The organism is Streptomyces africanus (genome assembly GCF_030816955.1).
GTDB lineage: Bacteria > Actinomycetota > Actinomycetes > Streptomycetales > Streptomycetaceae > Streptomyces > Streptomyces africanus.
On sequence record NZ_JAUSYP010000001.1, the window covers coordinates 8,648,359 to 8,664,552 of the forward strand.

Sequence of the window (16,194 nt, forward strand, 5' to 3'; positions counted from 1 at the left end):
CATGGCAAACAGAGCTCGGTGGACGAGCCTGCCACCACCAGTACGTCCGCACGTCACGTTGGGTTCAATCGACCGGCCGGAGAATCACCCGTCCGCGGCCACCGCCACCTCCCGTGCCCAGCGATAGTCCGCCTTGCCGCTCGGCGAACGCTGGACCGACTCCGTGATCACCAGCTGGCGCGGGATCTTGTACCCGGCCAGCCGGTCCCGGCAGTGGCTCTGGATGTCCTGCAGGGACGGGCGCGCCGCACCCTCCCGCAACTGCACCACCGCCGCGACATGGTGGCCCCACTGCGGATCCGGCACCCCGGCCACCAGCGCGTCGTAGACGTCCGGGTGGGACTTCAGGGCCTGCTCGACCTCCTCCGGGTACACCTTCTCGCCGCCGGTGTTGATGCACTGCGAGCCACGGCCCAGGACGGTGACCACGCCCTCCTCGTCGACGGTGGCCATGTCGCCGAGCAGCACCCACCGCTCACCGTCCTTCTCGAAGAAGGTGACGGCGGTCTTGGCCGGGTCGTTGTAGTAGCCGAGCGGCACATGTCCGCACTGGGCGATCCGGCCCACCTCGCCGGCCGCCACCGGTTCGTACGTGGCCGGGTCCACCACCTGCGTACGGGCGTTGACCCGCACCCGGAAGCCCCGCTCGGGCCCCGAGTCCTCGGTCGCCGTCCCATTGAAACCGGACTCCGAGGAGCCGAAGTTGTTCAGCAGCATGGCGTTCGGCACCAGCTCACGGAACTGCCGGCGCACCGTGTCCGACATGATCGCGCCGGACGACGACACACTGAACAGCGACGAGCGGTCGATGTGCCGCAGCGGACCGCTCAGCGCGTCGATCAGCGGCCGCAGCATCGCGTCCCCCACCAGCGAGATGCTGCTGACCTTCTCCTTCTCGACCGTCCGCAGCACCTCCTCGGGCACGAACTTGCGGTGGATCACCACCCGCTGCCCGAAGTTGAAGCCGATGAACGCCGTGAGGGTGGAAGTGCCGTGCATCAGCGGCGCCGTGGGGAAGAAGGTGATCCCCGCTCCGCCGGCCGCGACGCGCTCGGCGAGCTCCTGAGGCTTCTTCACCGGTTCACCCGTCGGCGCGCCCCCGCCGAGCCCCGCGAAGAACAGATCCTCCTGCCGCCACATCACGCCCTTGGGCATGCCGGTCGTACCGCCGGTGTAGATGACGAACAGGTCATCGCCCGAGCGGGCCGGGAAGCCCCGCTCGGGCGACCCCGCGGCCTCCACATGGGCGAACTCCACACAGGGCACCTCGGCGGCCCCCGGTGCAGGAACACCCACCCGGATCAGATGCCGCAACCGCTCCGCCCGGGGCCGCGCCGCCGCCACCCGGTCCGTGAACTCCGCGTCGAAGACCAGCGCCACCAGATCCGCGTCCCGGTAGAGGTACACCAACTCCTCTTCCACGTACCGGTAGTTGACGTTGACCGGGACGATCCGCGCCTTCAGGCAGCCCAGCACCGTCTGGAGGTACTCCACACCGTTGTAGAGGTGCAGCCCGAGGTGCTCACCGGGCCGTATCCCGCTGTCGAGCAGATGGTGACCGACCCGGTTGGCCGCCGCGTCCAGCTCCGCGTACGTCAGGCGGCGTTCCGCGCCCGTGCCCGGCTGGTCGGCGTACACCAGCGCCTCACGGTCGGGAACCACGTCGACGACCGACTCGAACAGGTCGGCAAGGTTGTACTCCACCGCTCCTCCTGACCCCGGGACGTGCCTGGCATCGGACGGTTCGGCGGTCATCAGAGCAAAGGGCGCTCCAACTGTGAAGGGCTCGCGCGGAAGAAATCTGACTGCCTGTCAGAAAACCCTTGAAGTGCCACCCGCCCTACTGCAACCTGTTCTCGTTCCACGAGAGGGGAGTTGGCCATGGGTGGGACGGAACACCTCACCGTGCAGCGCGAAGGCGCCACGCTGATACTCACGCTCAACAGGCCCGAAGCCAGGAACGCGCTCTCGCTGCCGATGCTCGTCGGCCTCTACGACGGCTGGCTGGAGGCCGACGCGGACGACTCGGTCCGCTCGATCGTGTTCACCGGCGCGGGCGGCTCGTTCTGCTCGGGCATGGACCTCAAGGCCCTCGCCGGCCACGGCATGACGGGCGAGGAGTACCGCGACCGGCTCAAGGCCGACCCCGACCTGCACTGGAAGGCGATGCTGCGCCACCACCGCCCGCGCAAGCCGGTGATCGCGGCCGTCGAGGGCTACTGCGTCGCGGGCGGCACCGAGATGCTCCAGGGCACCGACATCCGCGTCGCCGGGGAGTCCGCGACCTTCGGCCTGTTCGAGGTGAGGCGCGGCCTGTTCCCCATCGGCGGCTCCACGGTCCGGCTGCCACGACAGATCCCGCGCACCCACGCCCTGGAGATGCTCCTCACCGGCCGCCCCTACAGCGCCCGCGAGGCCGCCGCCATCGGCCTGGTCGGCCATGTCGTCCCCGACGGCACGGCGCTCGCGAAGGCACTGGAGATCGCCGAACGGGTCAACGCCTGCGGCCCGCTGGCCGTCGAGGCCGTCAAGGCCTCCGTCTACGAGACCGCCGAGATGACCGAGTCCGACGGTCTCGCGGCCGAACTCACCCGGGGCTGGCCGGTCTTCGACACCGCCGACGCCAAGGAGGGCGCCCGCGCCTTCGCGGAGAAGCGACCGCCCGTCTACAAGCGCGCGTAGGCGCTGCGCCGGCCCGGGCCGGTTGGAGGCCGCGGGCTGTATGCGGCTGGCGTCGCCCACGCGGCGGAGCCGCACATGTCACCTTCCCGCGCCCCTTACGGGGCGCCCTGGCACCCCGACCTCCCAAGGAGGCAAGCCCTCGATGCCCGAAGTCCTCAAAGCCCCTCTCGTCGTCGAGTTCCCCTTCACCCGCTCCCTCGGCCCCGTCCAGAGCGCCTTCCTGACCGGTCTGCGCGAGCGTGTCGTCCTGGGCGTGCGGGCGAGCGACGGCCGCGTCCTCGTCCCGCCCGCCGAGTACGACCCCGTCACCGCCGAGGAGATCCGCGACCTCGTCGAGGTCGCCCCCACCGGCACGGTCACCACCTGGGCCTGGAACCACGCCCCCCGCCGCGGTCAGCCCCTCGCCACCCCCTTTGCCTGGGCCCTGGTCCGCCTCGACGGCGCCGACACCGCCCTGCTGCACGCCCTCGACGCGCCGGGCCCCGACGCCGTGCACACCGGCATGCGCGTCCGCATCCGCTGGGCGGCGGAGCGCACCGGGGCCATCACGGACATCGCCTGCTTCGAGCCGCACGACGGCGACCCACTACAACTGACGGGATCCACCGGGCACTTCGAGGATCCGGTGTCCGGCATCGTCGCCGCCGCCCGCCTCGACTACACCTACTCGCCCGGGCGCGCCCAGACCGCCTACATCCACGCCCTCGGTGACCGGCGGACCGTCGGCGAGCGCTGCCCGTCCTGCCGGAAGGTCTACGTCCCGCCGAGGGGTGCGTGCCCCACATGTGGGGTGGCCACATCCGAACAAGTCGAGGTGGGGCCGCGCGGCACAGTGACCACGTTCTGCATCGTCAACATCAAGGCTGCGCATACGGCGAATCTCGACATCGAGGTGCCCTACGTCTACGCCCACATCGCCCTCGACGGCGCCGACCTCGCCCTGCACGGCCGGATCGGCGGCATCCCCTACGACGAGGTCCGTATGGGGCTGCGCGTCGAGCCGGTGTGGACCGAGGGCGGCCGCTATCCCGACCACTACCGGCCCACGGGCGAACCCGACGCGGACTACGACACCTACAAGGAGCTGCTGTGACGAGCGCACCGGGGGACCGCGAGATCGCCGTCGTCGCCTTCGCCCAGACCGTCCACCGGCGCACCAGCGACGAGTTCTCCGAGGTGGAGATGCTCATGCCGGTGCTGCACGAGGTCCTCGACCGGACCGGCATGAAGACCGCCGACATCGACTTCACCTGCTCCGGCTCCAGCGACTACCTCGCCGGCCGCGCCTTCTCCTTCACCCTCGCCCTCGACGGGGTCGGCGCCTGGCCGCCCATCTCCGAGTCGCACGTCGAGATGGACGGGGCCTGGGCCCTGTACGAGGCCTGGACCAAACTCCTCACCGGCGACGCCGACACCGCCCTGGTCTACGCGTACGGCAAGTCCTCGCCCGGCTCGGTCCGCGACGTCCTCACCCGCCAGCTCGACCCGTACTACGTCGCACCCCTGTGGCCCGACTCCGTCGCGCTCGCCGCCCTCCAGGCGCAGGCCCTCATCGACGCCGGCGACACGGACGAACCGGCGCTCGCGGCCGTCGCCGCCGGCAACCGGGAGGCGGCGACCGCCAACCCGCACGCGCAGCTCAAGGGGCCGCTCCCGCAGGGCGACCACCTCGTACGGCCGCTGCGCACCGGCGACTGCCCGCCCATCGGCGACGGGGCCGCCGCCGTGATCCTCGCGGCGGGCGACCGGGCCCGCGACCTGTGCGCACGGCCCGCCTGGATCCGCGGCATCGACCACCGCATCGAGGCCCACGGCCTCGGCGTGCGCGACCTGACCGACTCGCCCTCCACGCGCCTGGCCGCCCAGCGGGCCGGCGCCTTCGAACGGCCCGTCGACACCGCCGAACTCCACGCGCCCTTCACCGCCCAGGAGATCGTCCTGCGCAAGGCCCTCCGCCTCGACGACGGCGTCGTCGTCAATCCCTCCGGCGGTGCCCTCGCCGCCAACCCGATCATGGCCGCCGGTCTCATCCGCATCGGCGAGGCCGCCGCCCGCATCCACCGCGGCGCGTCCCGCCGCGCCCTCGCCCACGCCACCTCCGGCCCCTGCCTCCAGCAGAACCTGGTCGCCGTCCTCGAAGGGGAGCCCCGATGAGCAAGGAGCCCGTGGCCGTCGTCGGCATCGGCCAGACCCAGCACGTCGCGGCACGCCGGGACGTGTCCCTCGCGGGACTCGTCAGGGAGGCGGCCCGCCGGGCCCTGGACGACGCCGAGCTGACGTGGGCCGACATCGACGCCGTCGTGATCGGCAAGGCGCCCGACTTCTTCGAGGGCGTCATGATGCCGGAGCTCTACCTCGCCGACGCGCTCGGCGCCGTCGGCAAACCCATGCTCCGGGTGCACACCGCGGGCTCGGTCGGCGGATCCACCGCCCTCGTCGCCGCGAACCTCGTCGCGGCCCGCGTCCACGGCACCGTCCTCACCCTCGCCTTCGAAAAGCAGTCCGAGTCGAACGCCATGTGGGGCCTGTCCCTGCCCATCCCCTTCCAGCAGCCCCTGCTCGCCGGAGCCGGCGGGTTCTTCGCCCCGCACATCCGCGCCTACATGCGGCGCAGCGGCGCCCCCGAGACGATCGGCGCCCTCGTCGCCTACAAGGACCGCCGCAACGCCCTGAAGAACCCCTACGCCCACCTGCACGAGCACGACATCACCCTCGACAAGGTCATGGCCTCGCCCATGCTGTGGGACCCGGTCCGCTACTCGGAGACCTGCCCCTCCTCCGACGGCGCCTGCGCCATGATCCTCACCGACCGTGCCGGAGCCGCCCGGGCACCGCGACCGCCCGCCTGGATGCTCGGCGGCGCGATGCGCAGCGAACCGACCCTCTTCGCCGGCAAGGACTTCGTCTCCCCGCAGGCCGGCCAGGACTGCGCGGCCGACGTCTACCGGCAGGCCGGGATCACCGACCCGCGCCGCGAGATCGACGGCGCCGAGATCTACGTCCCGTTCTCCTGGTACGAGCCGATGTGGCTGGAGAACCTCGGCTTCGCCGGTGAGGGCGAAGGGTGGAAGCTCACCGAGGCGGGCGTGACCGAACTCGACGGGGACCTGCCCGTGAACATGTCGGGCGGTGTGCTGTCCACCAACCCCATCGGCGCCTCCGGCATGATCCGCTTCGCGGAGGCCGCGCTCCAGGTGCGCGGACAGGCCGGGGAGCACCAGGTGGACGGTGCCCGCAGGGTCCTCGGGCACGCCTACGGCGGCGGCTCACAGTTCTTCTCCATGTGGCTCGTGGGAGCCGAGCCCCCGGACTCCTGAAAGGTCCCCCTCACGTGCTCTGTCGGCCGTGGGACACGATCGCTAGGCTGGCCGCGGACGACGAACCGGGAGGAGCACGGACGTGGCCGAGACCACCACCCAGCAGCGCCCGCTCACGGGCTGGGACAAGCCGGAGCTGGACCTCACCAACGCACAGTGGCAGTCCAGCAGCCGGGGGCGGGGGGATGTCCAGATCGCCTTCGTCGAGGGCTTCATCGCCATGCGGAACAGTGCCCGCCCGGAGAGTCCCTCCCTGATCTTCACACCCGCCGAGTGGGGCGCGTTCGTGTCGGGAGCGCGGGAAGGGGAGTTCGACCTCACCTGACGCGACGCCGCGCGACCTCGACCGCGGCACCCGTGAACCGTCCCGGACCGGCCGTGGCCCCACGGCCGATCCGGGGGTGTTCCGCCCGCATTGTGCGGACACGCGACCCGAGACGTCCTTCCGGGGCCCGCGCCTGAGCCAGGCTGGCCCCTTGAGGCACGGTCGTATCCGGGAAGGCGAGGAACCCATGAGCACCCTGCCGGTCATCGCGGCGGTCGACGGTTCGGACGGCAGCCTGCGCGCCCTGGAGTGGGCCCTCGACGCGGCCCTCCGGCGTTCGGCATCCCTGCGTGTGGTGCATGTACGCCAGTACGCCCACTGGGCGCAGCCCGAGGTGCTCGCCGCCGGGCCGCCGGACCCGCAGGACGACCCGGTGCTCGACCGGGTCCGCGCCCACGTGGAGAGCCTCTCCGCCCGGCCGGACACGGAGTACCTCGGCCTGGAGGGCGCGCCCGGCGCCGTCCTGCCCGAACTGGGCTCTTCCGCCCAGCTGCTGGTCCTCGGCTCGCGGGGCCGCGGCGGCTTCGCCAGCCTGCTGCTCGGTTCCAACGGCATGGCCGCCGCCCGTGACGCCGAGTGCCCCGTCGTGGTGGTGCCCCGGCCCGGACGCGACGTCCCCGGCGAGGCGCCGTCCGGTCCCGGACCGCGCGTGGTCGTGGGCCTGAAGGTGGACGGCCCCGACGAGGCCACGCTCGAGTTCGCCTTCGCCGAGGCCGCCCGGCGCGGCGCCCGGCTCCAGGCCCTCGCCGCCTACCCGTGGCCCGCGCAGCCCTGGATGACGCCCGGCGAAATGCCCCCGCCGATCGTCGACCAGGACGTCATCGAGGACGAGACCCGGGTCCTCGCCGAGGGCTTCCTCGCCCCGTACCGCGAACGGCATCCCGACGTCCGGGCCGAGACGGTCCCGTCGGCCGGGGACGCCGCCGGACACCTCGTGGCGGCGTCCCCGGGCGCCGACCTCGTCGTCGTGGGCCGTCACCGGCGGCACCTGCTGGCACCCGCCCGCATGATGGGCTCGGTCACCCACGCCGTCCTGCTGCACGCCGCGAGCCCCGTCGCGGTGGTCCCGCCGGCACCGCCGGAGGACTGACCCGCGGTAATGGACACGGGCAGACCTGTCATGAGGTCCAGGCGGGAACCGACCAGCAGGGACGCCCGGCTCGCCCTGGACCTGGCCCGAGGGGAGGACCGCACCCGACGTCCGTCACCGGCCCGTACACGGCGGTGACGACCTGACGGCCGCCCTCGCGCACGCCGTGATCGCGTTCCTCACGGGCCCCGACCGCGACCGGCTGCGGGCCTGCCACGCACCCCGCTGCGTGCGGTACTTCCTCAAGGACCACCCGCGCCAGGAGTGGTGCGCACCGTCCTGCGGCAACCGCGCCCGCGTGGCCCGCCACCAGCAACGGCACCGGACGACGGCCTGAGACCACCTGAGCCCGATCGGGTCGTCGCCCGGGCGGCGCTTCGCAGGCCGGGCCACGTACCATGGCGGCATGTCGTTCCTCCGCCGCCGCAGCGCCACGCCCGCCGGGCCCGACTTCGACGTACTGGCCATGGACCCGGGCGACTGGCCCGGCAACCTCGGTGCGGGACTGCTGCCCGCGCCCGACGGCACCTGCCAGGGCGTCTTCCTGCGTTACGACCTGTTCGGCGGCCGCGGCCCCGCGATGATCATCGGCAACCTGCCGGAGGGCTCCCCGGCCCGCGAGGTTCCCGAGGGACAGGTCCCCTTCGAGGTGGGGCAGCTGCTGCTGGCACTGGAGAACGACGAGGAGGTCACCGTCGTCGGCACCGAGGACGTGCCGGTGATGCAGGGCGACAACCTCCTGATCGTGCGCCGCGTCAAGCTCTCCGAGGGCCGCATCTCCTGCGTGCAGTTCGACCGCAGCGACAACGTCCTGGTGACCATCGCCGCCTGGGACCGCCCCATCACGGACGACCTGTACGCCCTCCTCAAACCGCTGCCCGCGGAGCTGTTCCAGCAGGACTGAGCCGACGGGCGGCACCGCCGCACACACGAAGGGGCCGCTGTGTGCCTGGCCAGGCACACAGCGGCCCCTTCGTCCCCGTCAGCGAGTGCCGACCGCCGCGCGCACGGCCCGCCGGGCCATCTGGCAGTCGTCGTGCAGCCGCCGCAGCAGCAGCCGCTGCTCCTCGCCGGACGGCGCAGCACCAGGGTGGGCCGGACCCGGTGCCGCCGGGGTCGCGTCGTGCATCGAACGCTGCACGGCCGTCTCGTACGTACGGATCTCCCGGGTCAGCACCAGCATCAGGTTCACCAGGAAGGCATCCCTGGACGCCGGGCCCGCCGACTGGGCGATCTGGCTGATCTGGCGACGGGCCACCGGTGCGTCCCCGAGCACCGACCACAGCGTCGCCAGGTCGTACCCCGGCAGATACCAGCCCGCGTGCTCCCAGTCCACCAGCACTGGACCGGCCGGTGACAGGAGGATGTTCGACAGCAGTGCGTCGCCGTGGCAGAACTGGCCCATGCTCTGCCGCCCGGCCGCCTGCGCGATGCCGTGCAGCAGTTTCTGAAGATCACCCAGGTCCCGGTCGGTGAGCAGGCCCAGCTCGTGGTACCGCGAGATCCGGGCCGCGTAGTCCAGCGGGGCGTCGAACGTGCCCGCCGGCGGCCGCCAGGCGTTCAGCCGGCAGATCGCGCCGAGTGCCGCCCTGATGTCCGCCCGCGGCGGCGCCTCGGCCGGGTGCCGCTGGAGCGCGGCCACCCGCCCCGGCATCCGCTCGATCACCAGCGTGCAGTTGTCCGGGTCCGCCGCGATCAGTCTCGGCACCCGCACCGGAGGGCGGTGCCGGACGAACGAGCGGTACGCCGCTATCTCGTGGCGGATCCGCTCGGCCCAGGCGGGGGAGTGGTCCAGTAAACACTTGGCGACGGCCGAGCTGCGACCGGTCGTGCCGACCAGGAGCACGGACCGCCCGCTGCGGCGCAGGACCTGCACCGGGGCGAACTCCGGGCAGATGCGGTGCACCGACGCGATCGCCGTGCGCAACTGCGCGCCCTGGGGGCCGGACAAGTCGAGTCTCCCGCTGAGCGGTTGGGTGCCGAGTACCGCGCCGCGCCGTGCCCTGCCCGCACCGAGCACGGGGGCCGCCGGCCGCGCGGGGGCGAGGTAGGGGCCGCTGTCCGTGGGACGGGGGTGCAGCGACCGGGGCGGTGCGGACACGGAGGACGATGCTGCGTACATGGGCGAAACAGATCCCTTCGTGTGCCTGCGACGACAGCGCACCACCCGGCCCGGACTCCCGGGAGCACCCTGGGGAATGTCCCTGCGGCGACCGGGTCGGGGTGGCGCGTTCCTACCTGACACCCGATGACCAGTGGCACACCATCTGGCGCACCCTGGCGAACCCTGGCGAATAGTCGCCCGGCAAGTCTCCCCGGGCTACTGTCAACTCAGCCGAGAACCTGGGGGCTTGACGTGAGCGGACAACCCAACACCCGGCTCGCGGACCTGTTCGGCCTGGCCGGCTGGTCCAAGGGCGAACTCGCGAGGCTGGTCAACCGGAAGGCGGCGGCCATGGGCCACCCCCAGCTGGCGACCGACACCTCCCGGGTGCGGCGGTGGATCGACAGGGGAGAGATCCCGCGCGATCCCGTGCCGCGGGTGCTGGCGGCTCTGTTCACCGAGCGTCTCGGCCGTGTCGTGACCATCGAGGACCTCGGTCTGGTCCGGCACGGGCGTGCGGGGAAGCGGCAGGGCGGCGGGAGTGCGGAGTCTCCCGACGGAGTGCCGTGGGCGCCCGAGCGGACCGCCGCGGTCCTCACCGAATTCACGGGAATGGACCTCATGCTCAACCGACGCGGCTTGGTGGGCGCGGGCGCCGCGCTCGCCGCGGGATCCGCACTCAGCAGCGCCATGTACGACTGGCTGCACACCGACCCTGCCCTGGCTGCCGACGCTCCCGACCTCGACCATCCCCTGTACGCCGACCCCGCTGGGTTCGACCGCTACGAGGCCGCCCCCATCGGGTCGCAGGAGATCGAGGAACTGGAGCGCTCGGTCGAGGTGTTCCGCGCCTGGGACGCGGCCCGCGGCGGCGGGCTCCAGCGCAAGGCCGTGGTGGGCCAGCTCAACGAGGTGGGCGGCATGCTCGCCTACCGTCACCCACCCCATCTCCAGCGGCGCCTGTGGGGCGTCGCCGCCAACCTGGCCGTCCTCGCGGGCTGGATGTCGCACGACGTAGGCCTGGAGCCCACGGCCCAGAAGTACTTCGTCATCGCCGCGCACGCGGCCAGAGAGGGCGGGGACCGGCCCCGCGCGGGCGAGGCACTCTCCCGTGCGGCCCGCCAGAAGGTCCACCTGGGCAAGCCGGACGAGGCCCTGGACCTGATGAAGCTCGCCACGTCCGGCTCCGGCGACGAGGTGCTGCCCCGCACCCGGGCGATGCTCTGCACCATCGAGGCCTGGGCACAGGCCTCCATGGGCAAGGGCCAGGCCATGCGCCGCACGCTCGGGCAGGCCGAGGACCTGTTCGTCTCCGACAAGGCCGACGTACCACCGCCGGACTGGATGCAGACCTTCAAGGAGGAGGACCTCTACGGCATGCAGGCCCTGGCCTACCGCACGCTCGCCGAGTTCGAGCCGGGCGCGGCCGCGCATGCCCAGCACTACGCGGAGAAGGCGCTCGCCCTGCGGGTCGACGGCCGGCAGCGGTCGAAGATCTTCGACTATCTGTCGATGGCCTCGGCGTGCTTCATCGCGGACGACCCCGAACAGGCCGACCGGTACGCGCGACTGGCGCTGGTGTCGATGGGCTCCAACTCCTCGCACCGCACCTGGGACCGGCTGCGCCAGATGTACCGGCTCACCGCCCAGTACTCCGGTTACCCGAAGATCCAGGAGCTGCGGGAGGAGATCGAGTTCGCCCTGCCGAAGACGAAGGGCAGGGGCGGCAACCACGCACAGGCCTGAGTTTCCTATGACGTGACCCTGGCGACGAGCACGCAGGCGTTGTCCGCGCGCTCGCCCTCGCCGAACTCCTGGACCACCGTCCGCAGACAGTCCTCTGCGCTGGAGGCCCCGGTCAGCCGCGGCGCCAGGTCGAGGAGGAGGTGCGCGGCCGCCGCTCCGGTGTGCCCGGGTACCAGCCCGTCGGTGTGCAGAAGCAGCAGATCGCCCACCTGGAGGGTCTCTTCGGCCTGCCCGTAGACGGCGCCGGAGGTGGCGCCGAGCAGGACGCCGTCCGGTGCGTTCAGCACACACCCCGTCCCGTCGCGGAACAGCAGCGGGGCGGGGTGTCCGGCCTGTGCCCACACCAGGGTGCGGGTCGCGGGGCGGTAGCGGCAGCAGACGGCGCTGCCGAGGGCGGGTTGCACGGTGGCGTCGAGTAACTGGTTCAGCCAGGCCATCAGCCGGCCGGGCGGGGCGCCGGCCATCGCCATGCCGCGTACGGCGCCGAGCAGCATCGTCATGTTCGACGTGACGCCGACGCCGTGTCCGGTGAGGTCGCCGATGCTGAGCAGGGTCTCGCCGTCGGTCAGTTCGAGCGCGTCGTACCAGTCACCGCCGATCAGCGTGTGCGTGGACGCCGGCAGGCGTCGGGCCGCGAGGTCGAGGGCCTCGGCGCCCCGGTGCGGGAGCCGCAGGGAGCCGAGCCACGGCGGCAGCACGGCCTCCTGCAGCTCGGCCGCGAGCCGGTGCTCGGTCCGCGCGTCCTGCCGCCGGTCGGTGAGCGAGTCACGGGTCTCGCTCACCACCCGCTGGCTGCGGCGCAGTTCGCTGACGTCCCGCAGCACGGCCCACATCGAGGCGGTGCTGCCGTCGGCGTCGAGCACCGGTTCGCCCATCATGTGCACGGTCCGGACGTCGCCGCCCCGGCGTGCGATGCGGAACTCGCCGTCGATGGGCCGGGCGTCGACGAGGCAGTTCGTGACCAACGCCGTCAGCTTCGGCCGGTCCTCGTCGAGCACCAGGGACGGCAGCTCGTCGAGGGTGAGTGGGGGAGTGGCGGGGTCACGGCCCAGGATCTCGTACAGCTCCCCGGACCAACTGGCCTCGTCCGTCAGCAGGTTCCACTCCGCGCTGCCGACCCGGCTGAGCAGTGAGCCGGGTGCGGGTGCGGCGGGTTCCGGGGCGGCCGTGGGCAGGGGGCCGTCCCGCAGCTGGGCCAGGTGCTCGTCGAGGTCGTTGAGCTGGTGCAGGGCCAGGTCGTACAGGGCGCGCTGCCAGCGTCCCCGGGGGTGGTCCGGTTCTGCTCCCTCGGCGTCGCGCCGCACGGCGTCCACGTCGCCCTTGAGCCGGCGCGTCTGCGATATCAGCGCGTCGACCGAGCCGCGTCCGGGCGGCTCGGCGGCTGGGCGGTCCGCGGAGAGGTGGGACGGCATGACGCACTCCGATGCGGGGACGGTACGACCAAGGCGGACGGAGGGACCGGTTACGACTGTCGCACAGCCCGCGACGCCCTGTAAGGGATTTGGCAACACACGATACGGTGGTGCTTCTGGCATATGCCACAGTCTCACGGGGTTACTCCGAGGTAGGTGCGGAGCGGGCCCTCCGGAGGATCAAGTCGTAGATTACACACGGGGTTTGACGGTCCGTCGGGAAGGCGCCGCCCGGTTGCCGCGTGCGTTCGACGGCCCTGTGTTCGAAGACTTCAGTACCGCAGGACGCCGGCGATGCCCTCCGCCTCGCCGAGTGCGCCGTCCGGGACGAAGCGGACATCGGCTCCGGTCTCCAGGCACTGCTCGACTATCTCGTCCACGATGTCCTCGCGGGACTCGCTGCCGGCGTCCTCGGCGAGGATCAGATGGTCCCCGGCCTCGCTGACCGTCACGCGGTAGTTCTCCTCGACGGCCAGCAGCCGGACGCGCCCGTCGCGGGCGCTCTGCCAGAGCTCGTCGACGCCGGCGGCGAACTCCCGTCGTCCACGGGCCGTTTCGAGGGCGCGGGTCACGGCATCCGTGTCCCTGCGGGCCTCCGTCTCGATCACCGGCCGGATGGCCTGCCACACGGACTCGGGCGTCCCGTGCGCGAGGCCGCCGTGCGGGACGTGCACCGCTCCCTTGGTGGCGGTGCCGACCTCGTCCAGCAGGGCGAGGGCGGGCGGCGGGCCGGTGACGTACAGCGGTCGCGGGTGCTCGCGCAGGACGGTGCTCATCGCGGTGTCGGTCTCGCGCAGGAACTGGCGGGTGCGCTCCTCCCGGAAGGCACTCGGCAGGTCGCCGATCCGCTCCTGCCGTTCCGGGTCGAAGTTCTCCACGCGGCGGGTCAGCGGGAAGCCGTCGGCGCGTTGCTCGGCGACGCGGTCGACGCCGCCGTTCCACAGGGTCGCGCGGTCCGCGGAGAGCGACAGCACCCAGAACGGCCGGTCCGCCGTCTGGGCGGAGACCAGGTTGCGGGTGAGGAAGGTGTCCGAGAGCACCACGCGTTCGGGTACGGACCGGGCGAGCGACCACACCTGGTGCTCACCGGAGGCGGCGAAGATCACCAGGCCGTCCTCGGCGTGCGTCAGATCGACCTCGGACAGGGCCTGGTCGAGATGGCGGGCGACCTCGGCCCGCCGCTCGCGGCTGACCGCCGCATCGGTCTCCAGCTGCCGCTTGGCCTCGGCCACCGCATTGCGCAGCCGGACCTGGTCCTGGGTCTTGTGGGGATCGCGCCGGTGGGTCGGCGTCAGCACGGAGACCGCGGGATACGGGCGCGGGCGCCGCAGCTCGGCAAGGGTCGCGGGACTCAGAACGTGCTCCATGACAGAACGATAGAGCGGATTCACCCTTAGGGCATTCGGGGCAATCGGTACCCGCCTGGCGGGGTGTCCTCGTCCCGGAGTTGGGGAAGTTTTTGCCGCTGGCCGATTTCCGACGGGAGTTCCCGGTCGCGCAGCGGATCCGCGGATATTGCGCGTGCAAAGTGCGGCTGGATCTGAGGGGTGACCGGGCCCGCTCGCGGCGCCGGCGAGTTGACCTGCGACCGCGGGCGTAACACGCTCGAAATATAGATGGCTCATACAACTGATTTGCGGGAGGTACGTGTATGTGCGGCATCACCGGCTGGGTCTCCTTCGACCGCGACCTGAGTGCCGAAGCGGCGACCCTGGACGCTATGACCGAGACGATGGCCTGCCGCGGCCCGGACGACCGCGGCGTCTGGACCGAGGGACCCGTCGGCCTCGGACACCGCAGGCTCGCGATCATCGACCTGCCCGGCGGCCGCCAGCCCATGACCGCCGCCACCCCGCACGGCACCGTCGCCCTGGTCTACTCGGGCGAGGCCTACAACTTCACCGAACTGCGCGGCGAGCTCACCGCCCGCGGCCACCGCTTCACCACCGACTCCGACACCGAGGTCGTCCTGCGCGGCTACCTCGAATGGGGCGACGCCGTAGCCGAGCGCCTGAACGGCATGTACGCCTTCGCCGTCTGGGACGGCCGCACCGACCGGCTCCTGCTGATCCGCGACCGCATGGGCATCAAGCCCCTCTACTACCACCCCACGCCCGACGGCGTCCTGTTCGGCTCCGAGCCCAAGGCGATCCTCGCCAACCCGCTGGCCCGCCGGCGCGTCGGCCTCGACGGCCTGCGCGAGCTGTTCACCATGGTCAAGACCCCTGGACACGCCGTGTGGGAGGGCATGCGCGAGGTCGAGCCCGGCACCGTCGTCACCGTCGACCGCACGGGCGTGCGCCACCGCGCCTACTGGGAGCTGCGGACCCTGCCCCACAGCGACGACCGCGACACCACCGCCGCCACCGTCCGCTCGCTCCTCGACGACATCGTGCGCCGCCAGCTCGTCGCAGACGTACCCCGCTGCACCCTGCTCTCCGGCGGCCTCGACTCCTCCGCCATGACGGCGCTCGCCGCCCGGCAGCTCGCCGTGCACGGCGAGCGGGTCCGCAGCTTCGCCGTCGACTTCGCGGGCCAGGCCGACAACTTCGTCGCCGACGACCTGCGCGCCACCCCCGACACCCCGTTCGTGCACGACGTGGCCCGGGACGCCGGCACCGATCACCAGGACATCGTGCTGGACGCGGACGCCCTGGCCGACTCCGGCGTACGGGAGAAGGTGATCAGGGCCCGTGACCTGCCGGCCGGTCTCGGCGACATGGACGCCTCGCTCTACCTGCTCTTCCGGGCCATCCGCGAACGGTCCACGGTGGCCCTGTCCGGCGAGTCCGCCGACGAGGTCTTCGGCGGCTACCGGCAGTTCTTCGACGAGGAGGCCCGCCAGGCCGACACCTTCCCCTGGCTGGTGAGCCTCGGCCGGCACTTCGGCGACGACGCCGACGTCCTGCGCCCGGAGCTGGTCAAGGCCCTGGACCTGGAGTCGTACGTCGCCGACAGCTACCGCTCCGCCGTCGCCGGCGTCCAGCGCCTCGACGGCGAGAGCGACTTCGAGTTCCGGATGCGGCGGATCAGCCACCTGCACCTGACCCGGTTCGTACGGATCCTGCTCGACCGAAAGGACCGCGCCAGCATGGCCGTCGGCCTGGAGGTCCGGGTGCCGTTCTGCGACCACCGGCTCGTCGAGTACGTCTACAACGCGCCCTGGGCGCTGAAGTCCTTCGACGGCCGGGAGAAGAGCCTGCTCAGGGAGGCGACCGCGGACCTGATCCCCCGGTCCGTGTACGACCGGGTCAAGAGCCCCTACCCGTCCACGCAGGACCCGAAGTACGCGGCGGCCCTGCGGAACCAGGCGAAGGACCTCCTGGCGCGGCCGGACCACCCGGTCTTCGACCTCGTCGACCCCGAGCGGCTCCGGCAGGCCGCACACCGCGACACGCCCGTGAGCGGCCAGGCCGCACGCCGGGGCCTGGAGCGGGCCCTCGACCTGGCGATGTGGCTGGACCTCTACGCACCCGAGGTCTCACTCGGCTGACCGGGGGATCCGTGGCCGCACCGGC

At 72.2% G+C, this 16,194-nt stretch carries 13 protein-coding genes and 1 pseudogene; 10 read left to right on the top strand and 4 right to left on the bottom strand.

The genetic code is table 11. The features are described 5' to 3' along the window. Positions 1-84: 84 nt before the first annotated feature. A complete protein-coding gene (locus QF034_RS39305; protein WP_307179424.1) occupies positions 85-1,704 on the bottom strand; it encodes an acyl-CoA synthetase in 1,620 nt (539 codons plus the stop codon). Between the two features lie 177 nt (positions 1,705-1,881). On the opposite strand from QF034_RS39305, the gene QF034_RS39310 reads away from it, so the two are divergent. The 8 genes and pseudogenes from QF034_RS39310 (at position 1,882) to QF034_RS39345 (ending at position 8,318) form a co-directional block, all read left to right on the top strand. Beyond that, a complete protein-coding gene (locus QF034_RS39310; protein WP_307179425.1) occupies positions 1,882-2,682 on the top strand; it encodes a crotonase/enoyl-CoA hydratase family protein in 801 nt (266 codons plus the stop codon). Positions 2,683-2,824: 142 nt separating this feature from the next. Then, a complete protein-coding gene (locus QF034_RS39315; RefSeq protein ID WP_307179426.1) occupies positions 2,825-3,775 on the top strand; it encodes a Zn-ribbon domain-containing OB-fold protein in 951 nt (316 codons plus the stop codon). Beyond that, entirely contained in the window at positions 3,772-4,836 is a 1,065-nt protein-coding gene (locus QF034_RS39320) for a thiolase family protein (protein WP_307179427.1), read from the top strand. The genes QF034_RS39315 and QF034_RS39320 overlap by 4 nt, the downstream gene beginning before the upstream one ends. Further along, positions 4,833-5,999, top strand: a complete 1,167-nt coding sequence (locus tag QF034_RS39325) for a thiolase family protein (RefSeq protein WP_307179428.1) — start codon at positions 4,833-4,835, stop codon at positions 5,997-5,999. Before QF034_RS39320 ends, QF034_RS39325 begins: the two co-directional genes overlap by 4 nt. Before the next feature lie 82 nt (positions 6,000-6,081). Beyond that, positions 6,082-6,324, top strand: a complete 243-nt coding sequence (locus QF034_RS39330; protein WP_010033039.1) for a DUF397 domain-containing protein — start codon at positions 6,082-6,084, stop codon at positions 6,322-6,324. Between the two features lie 187 nt (positions 6,325-6,511). Then, a complete protein-coding gene (locus QF034_RS39335) occupies positions 6,512-7,414 on the top strand; it encodes a universal stress protein (RefSeq protein WP_307179429.1) in 903 nt (300 codons plus the stop codon). A gap of 55 nt (positions 7,415-7,469) precedes the next feature. Beyond that, positions 7,470-7,751, top strand: a pseudogene (locus QF034_RS39340) (CGNR zinc finger domain-containing protein); the annotation flags it as partial. Between the two features lie 69 nt (positions 7,752-7,820). After that, positions 7,821-8,318: a glycosyltransferase family protein gene (locus tag QF034_RS39345; protein WP_086562455.1), complete on the top strand. Its 498-nt coding sequence runs from the start codon at positions 7,821-7,823 to the stop codon at positions 8,316-8,318. A gap of 78 nt (positions 8,319-8,396) precedes the next feature. On the opposite strand, the gene QF034_RS39350 is transcribed toward QF034_RS39345, so the two are convergent. After that, a complete protein-coding gene (locus tag QF034_RS39350) occupies positions 8,397-9,536 on the bottom strand; it encodes an aminoglycoside phosphotransferase family protein (RefSeq protein ID WP_307179430.1) in 1,140 nt (379 codons plus the stop codon). A 234-nt stretch (positions 9,537-9,770) separates the two neighbouring features. Here QF034_RS39350 and QF034_RS39355 point away from each other — a divergent pair, with 234 nt between their 5' ends. Further along, complete coding sequence (locus QF034_RS39355; RefSeq protein WP_307179431.1) at positions 9,771-11,264, top strand: DNA-binding protein NsdB; 1,494 nt, start codon at positions 9,771-9,773, stop codon at positions 11,262-11,264. Between the two features lie 5 nt (positions 11,265-11,269). Here QF034_RS39355 and QF034_RS39360 read toward each other — a convergent pair whose 3' ends face one another. Next, positions 11,270-12,676, bottom strand: a complete 1,407-nt coding sequence (locus QF034_RS39360) for a PP2C family protein-serine/threonine phosphatase (RefSeq protein WP_307179432.1) — start codon at positions 12,674-12,676, stop codon at positions 11,270-11,272. A gap of 272 nt (positions 12,677-12,948) precedes the next feature. Beyond that, positions 12,949-14,043, bottom strand: coding sequence for a baeRF3 domain-containing protein (locus QF034_RS39365; protein ID WP_307179433.1), 1,095 nt, complete (start codon positions 14,041-14,043; stop codon positions 12,949-12,951). 284 nt (positions 14,044-14,327) lie between these two features. Here QF034_RS39365 and asnB point away from each other — a divergent pair, with 284 nt between their 5' ends. Further along, a complete protein-coding gene (gene asnB, locus QF034_RS39370; protein ID WP_307179434.1) occupies positions 14,328-16,169 on the top strand; it encodes an asparagine synthase (glutamine-hydrolyzing) in 1,842 nt (613 codons plus the stop codon). Positions 16,170-16,194 lie beyond the last annotated feature (25 nt).

Coding starts and splice junctions, on each gene's coding strand:
- QF034_RS39310 (WP_307179425.1), top strand. CDS start 1,882: ATGGGTGGGACGGAACACCTCACCGTGCAGCGCGAAGGCGCCACGCTG.
- QF034_RS39315 (WP_307179426.1), top strand. CDS start 2,825: ATGCCCGAAGTCCTCAAAGCCCCTCTCGTCGTCGAGTTCCCCTTCACC.
- QF034_RS39325 (WP_307179428.1), top strand. CDS start 4,833: ATGAGCAAGGAGCCCGTGGCCGTCGTCGGCATCGGCCAGACCCAGCAC.
- QF034_RS39335 (WP_307179429.1), top strand. CDS start 6,512: ATGAGCACCCTGCCGGTCATCGCGGCGGTCGACGGTTCGGACGGCAGC.
- QF034_RS39345 (WP_086562455.1), top strand. CDS start 7,821: ATGTCGTTCCTCCGCCGCCGCAGCGCCACGCCCGCCGGGCCCGACTTC.
- QF034_RS39350 (WP_307179430.1), bottom strand. CDS start 9,536: ATGTACGCAGCATCGTCCTCCGTGTCCGCACCGCCCCGGTCGCTGCAC.
- QF034_RS39360 (WP_307179432.1), bottom strand. CDS start 12,676: ATGCCGTCCCACCTCTCCGCGGACCGCCCAGCCGCCGAGCCGCCCGGA.
- QF034_RS39365 (WP_307179433.1), bottom strand. CDS start 14,043: ATGGAGCACGTTCTGAGTCCCGCGACCCTTGCCGAGCTGCGGCGCCCG.
- asnB (WP_307179434.1), top strand. CDS start 14,328: ATGTGCGGCATCACCGGCTGGGTCTCCTTCGACCGCGACCTGAGTGCC.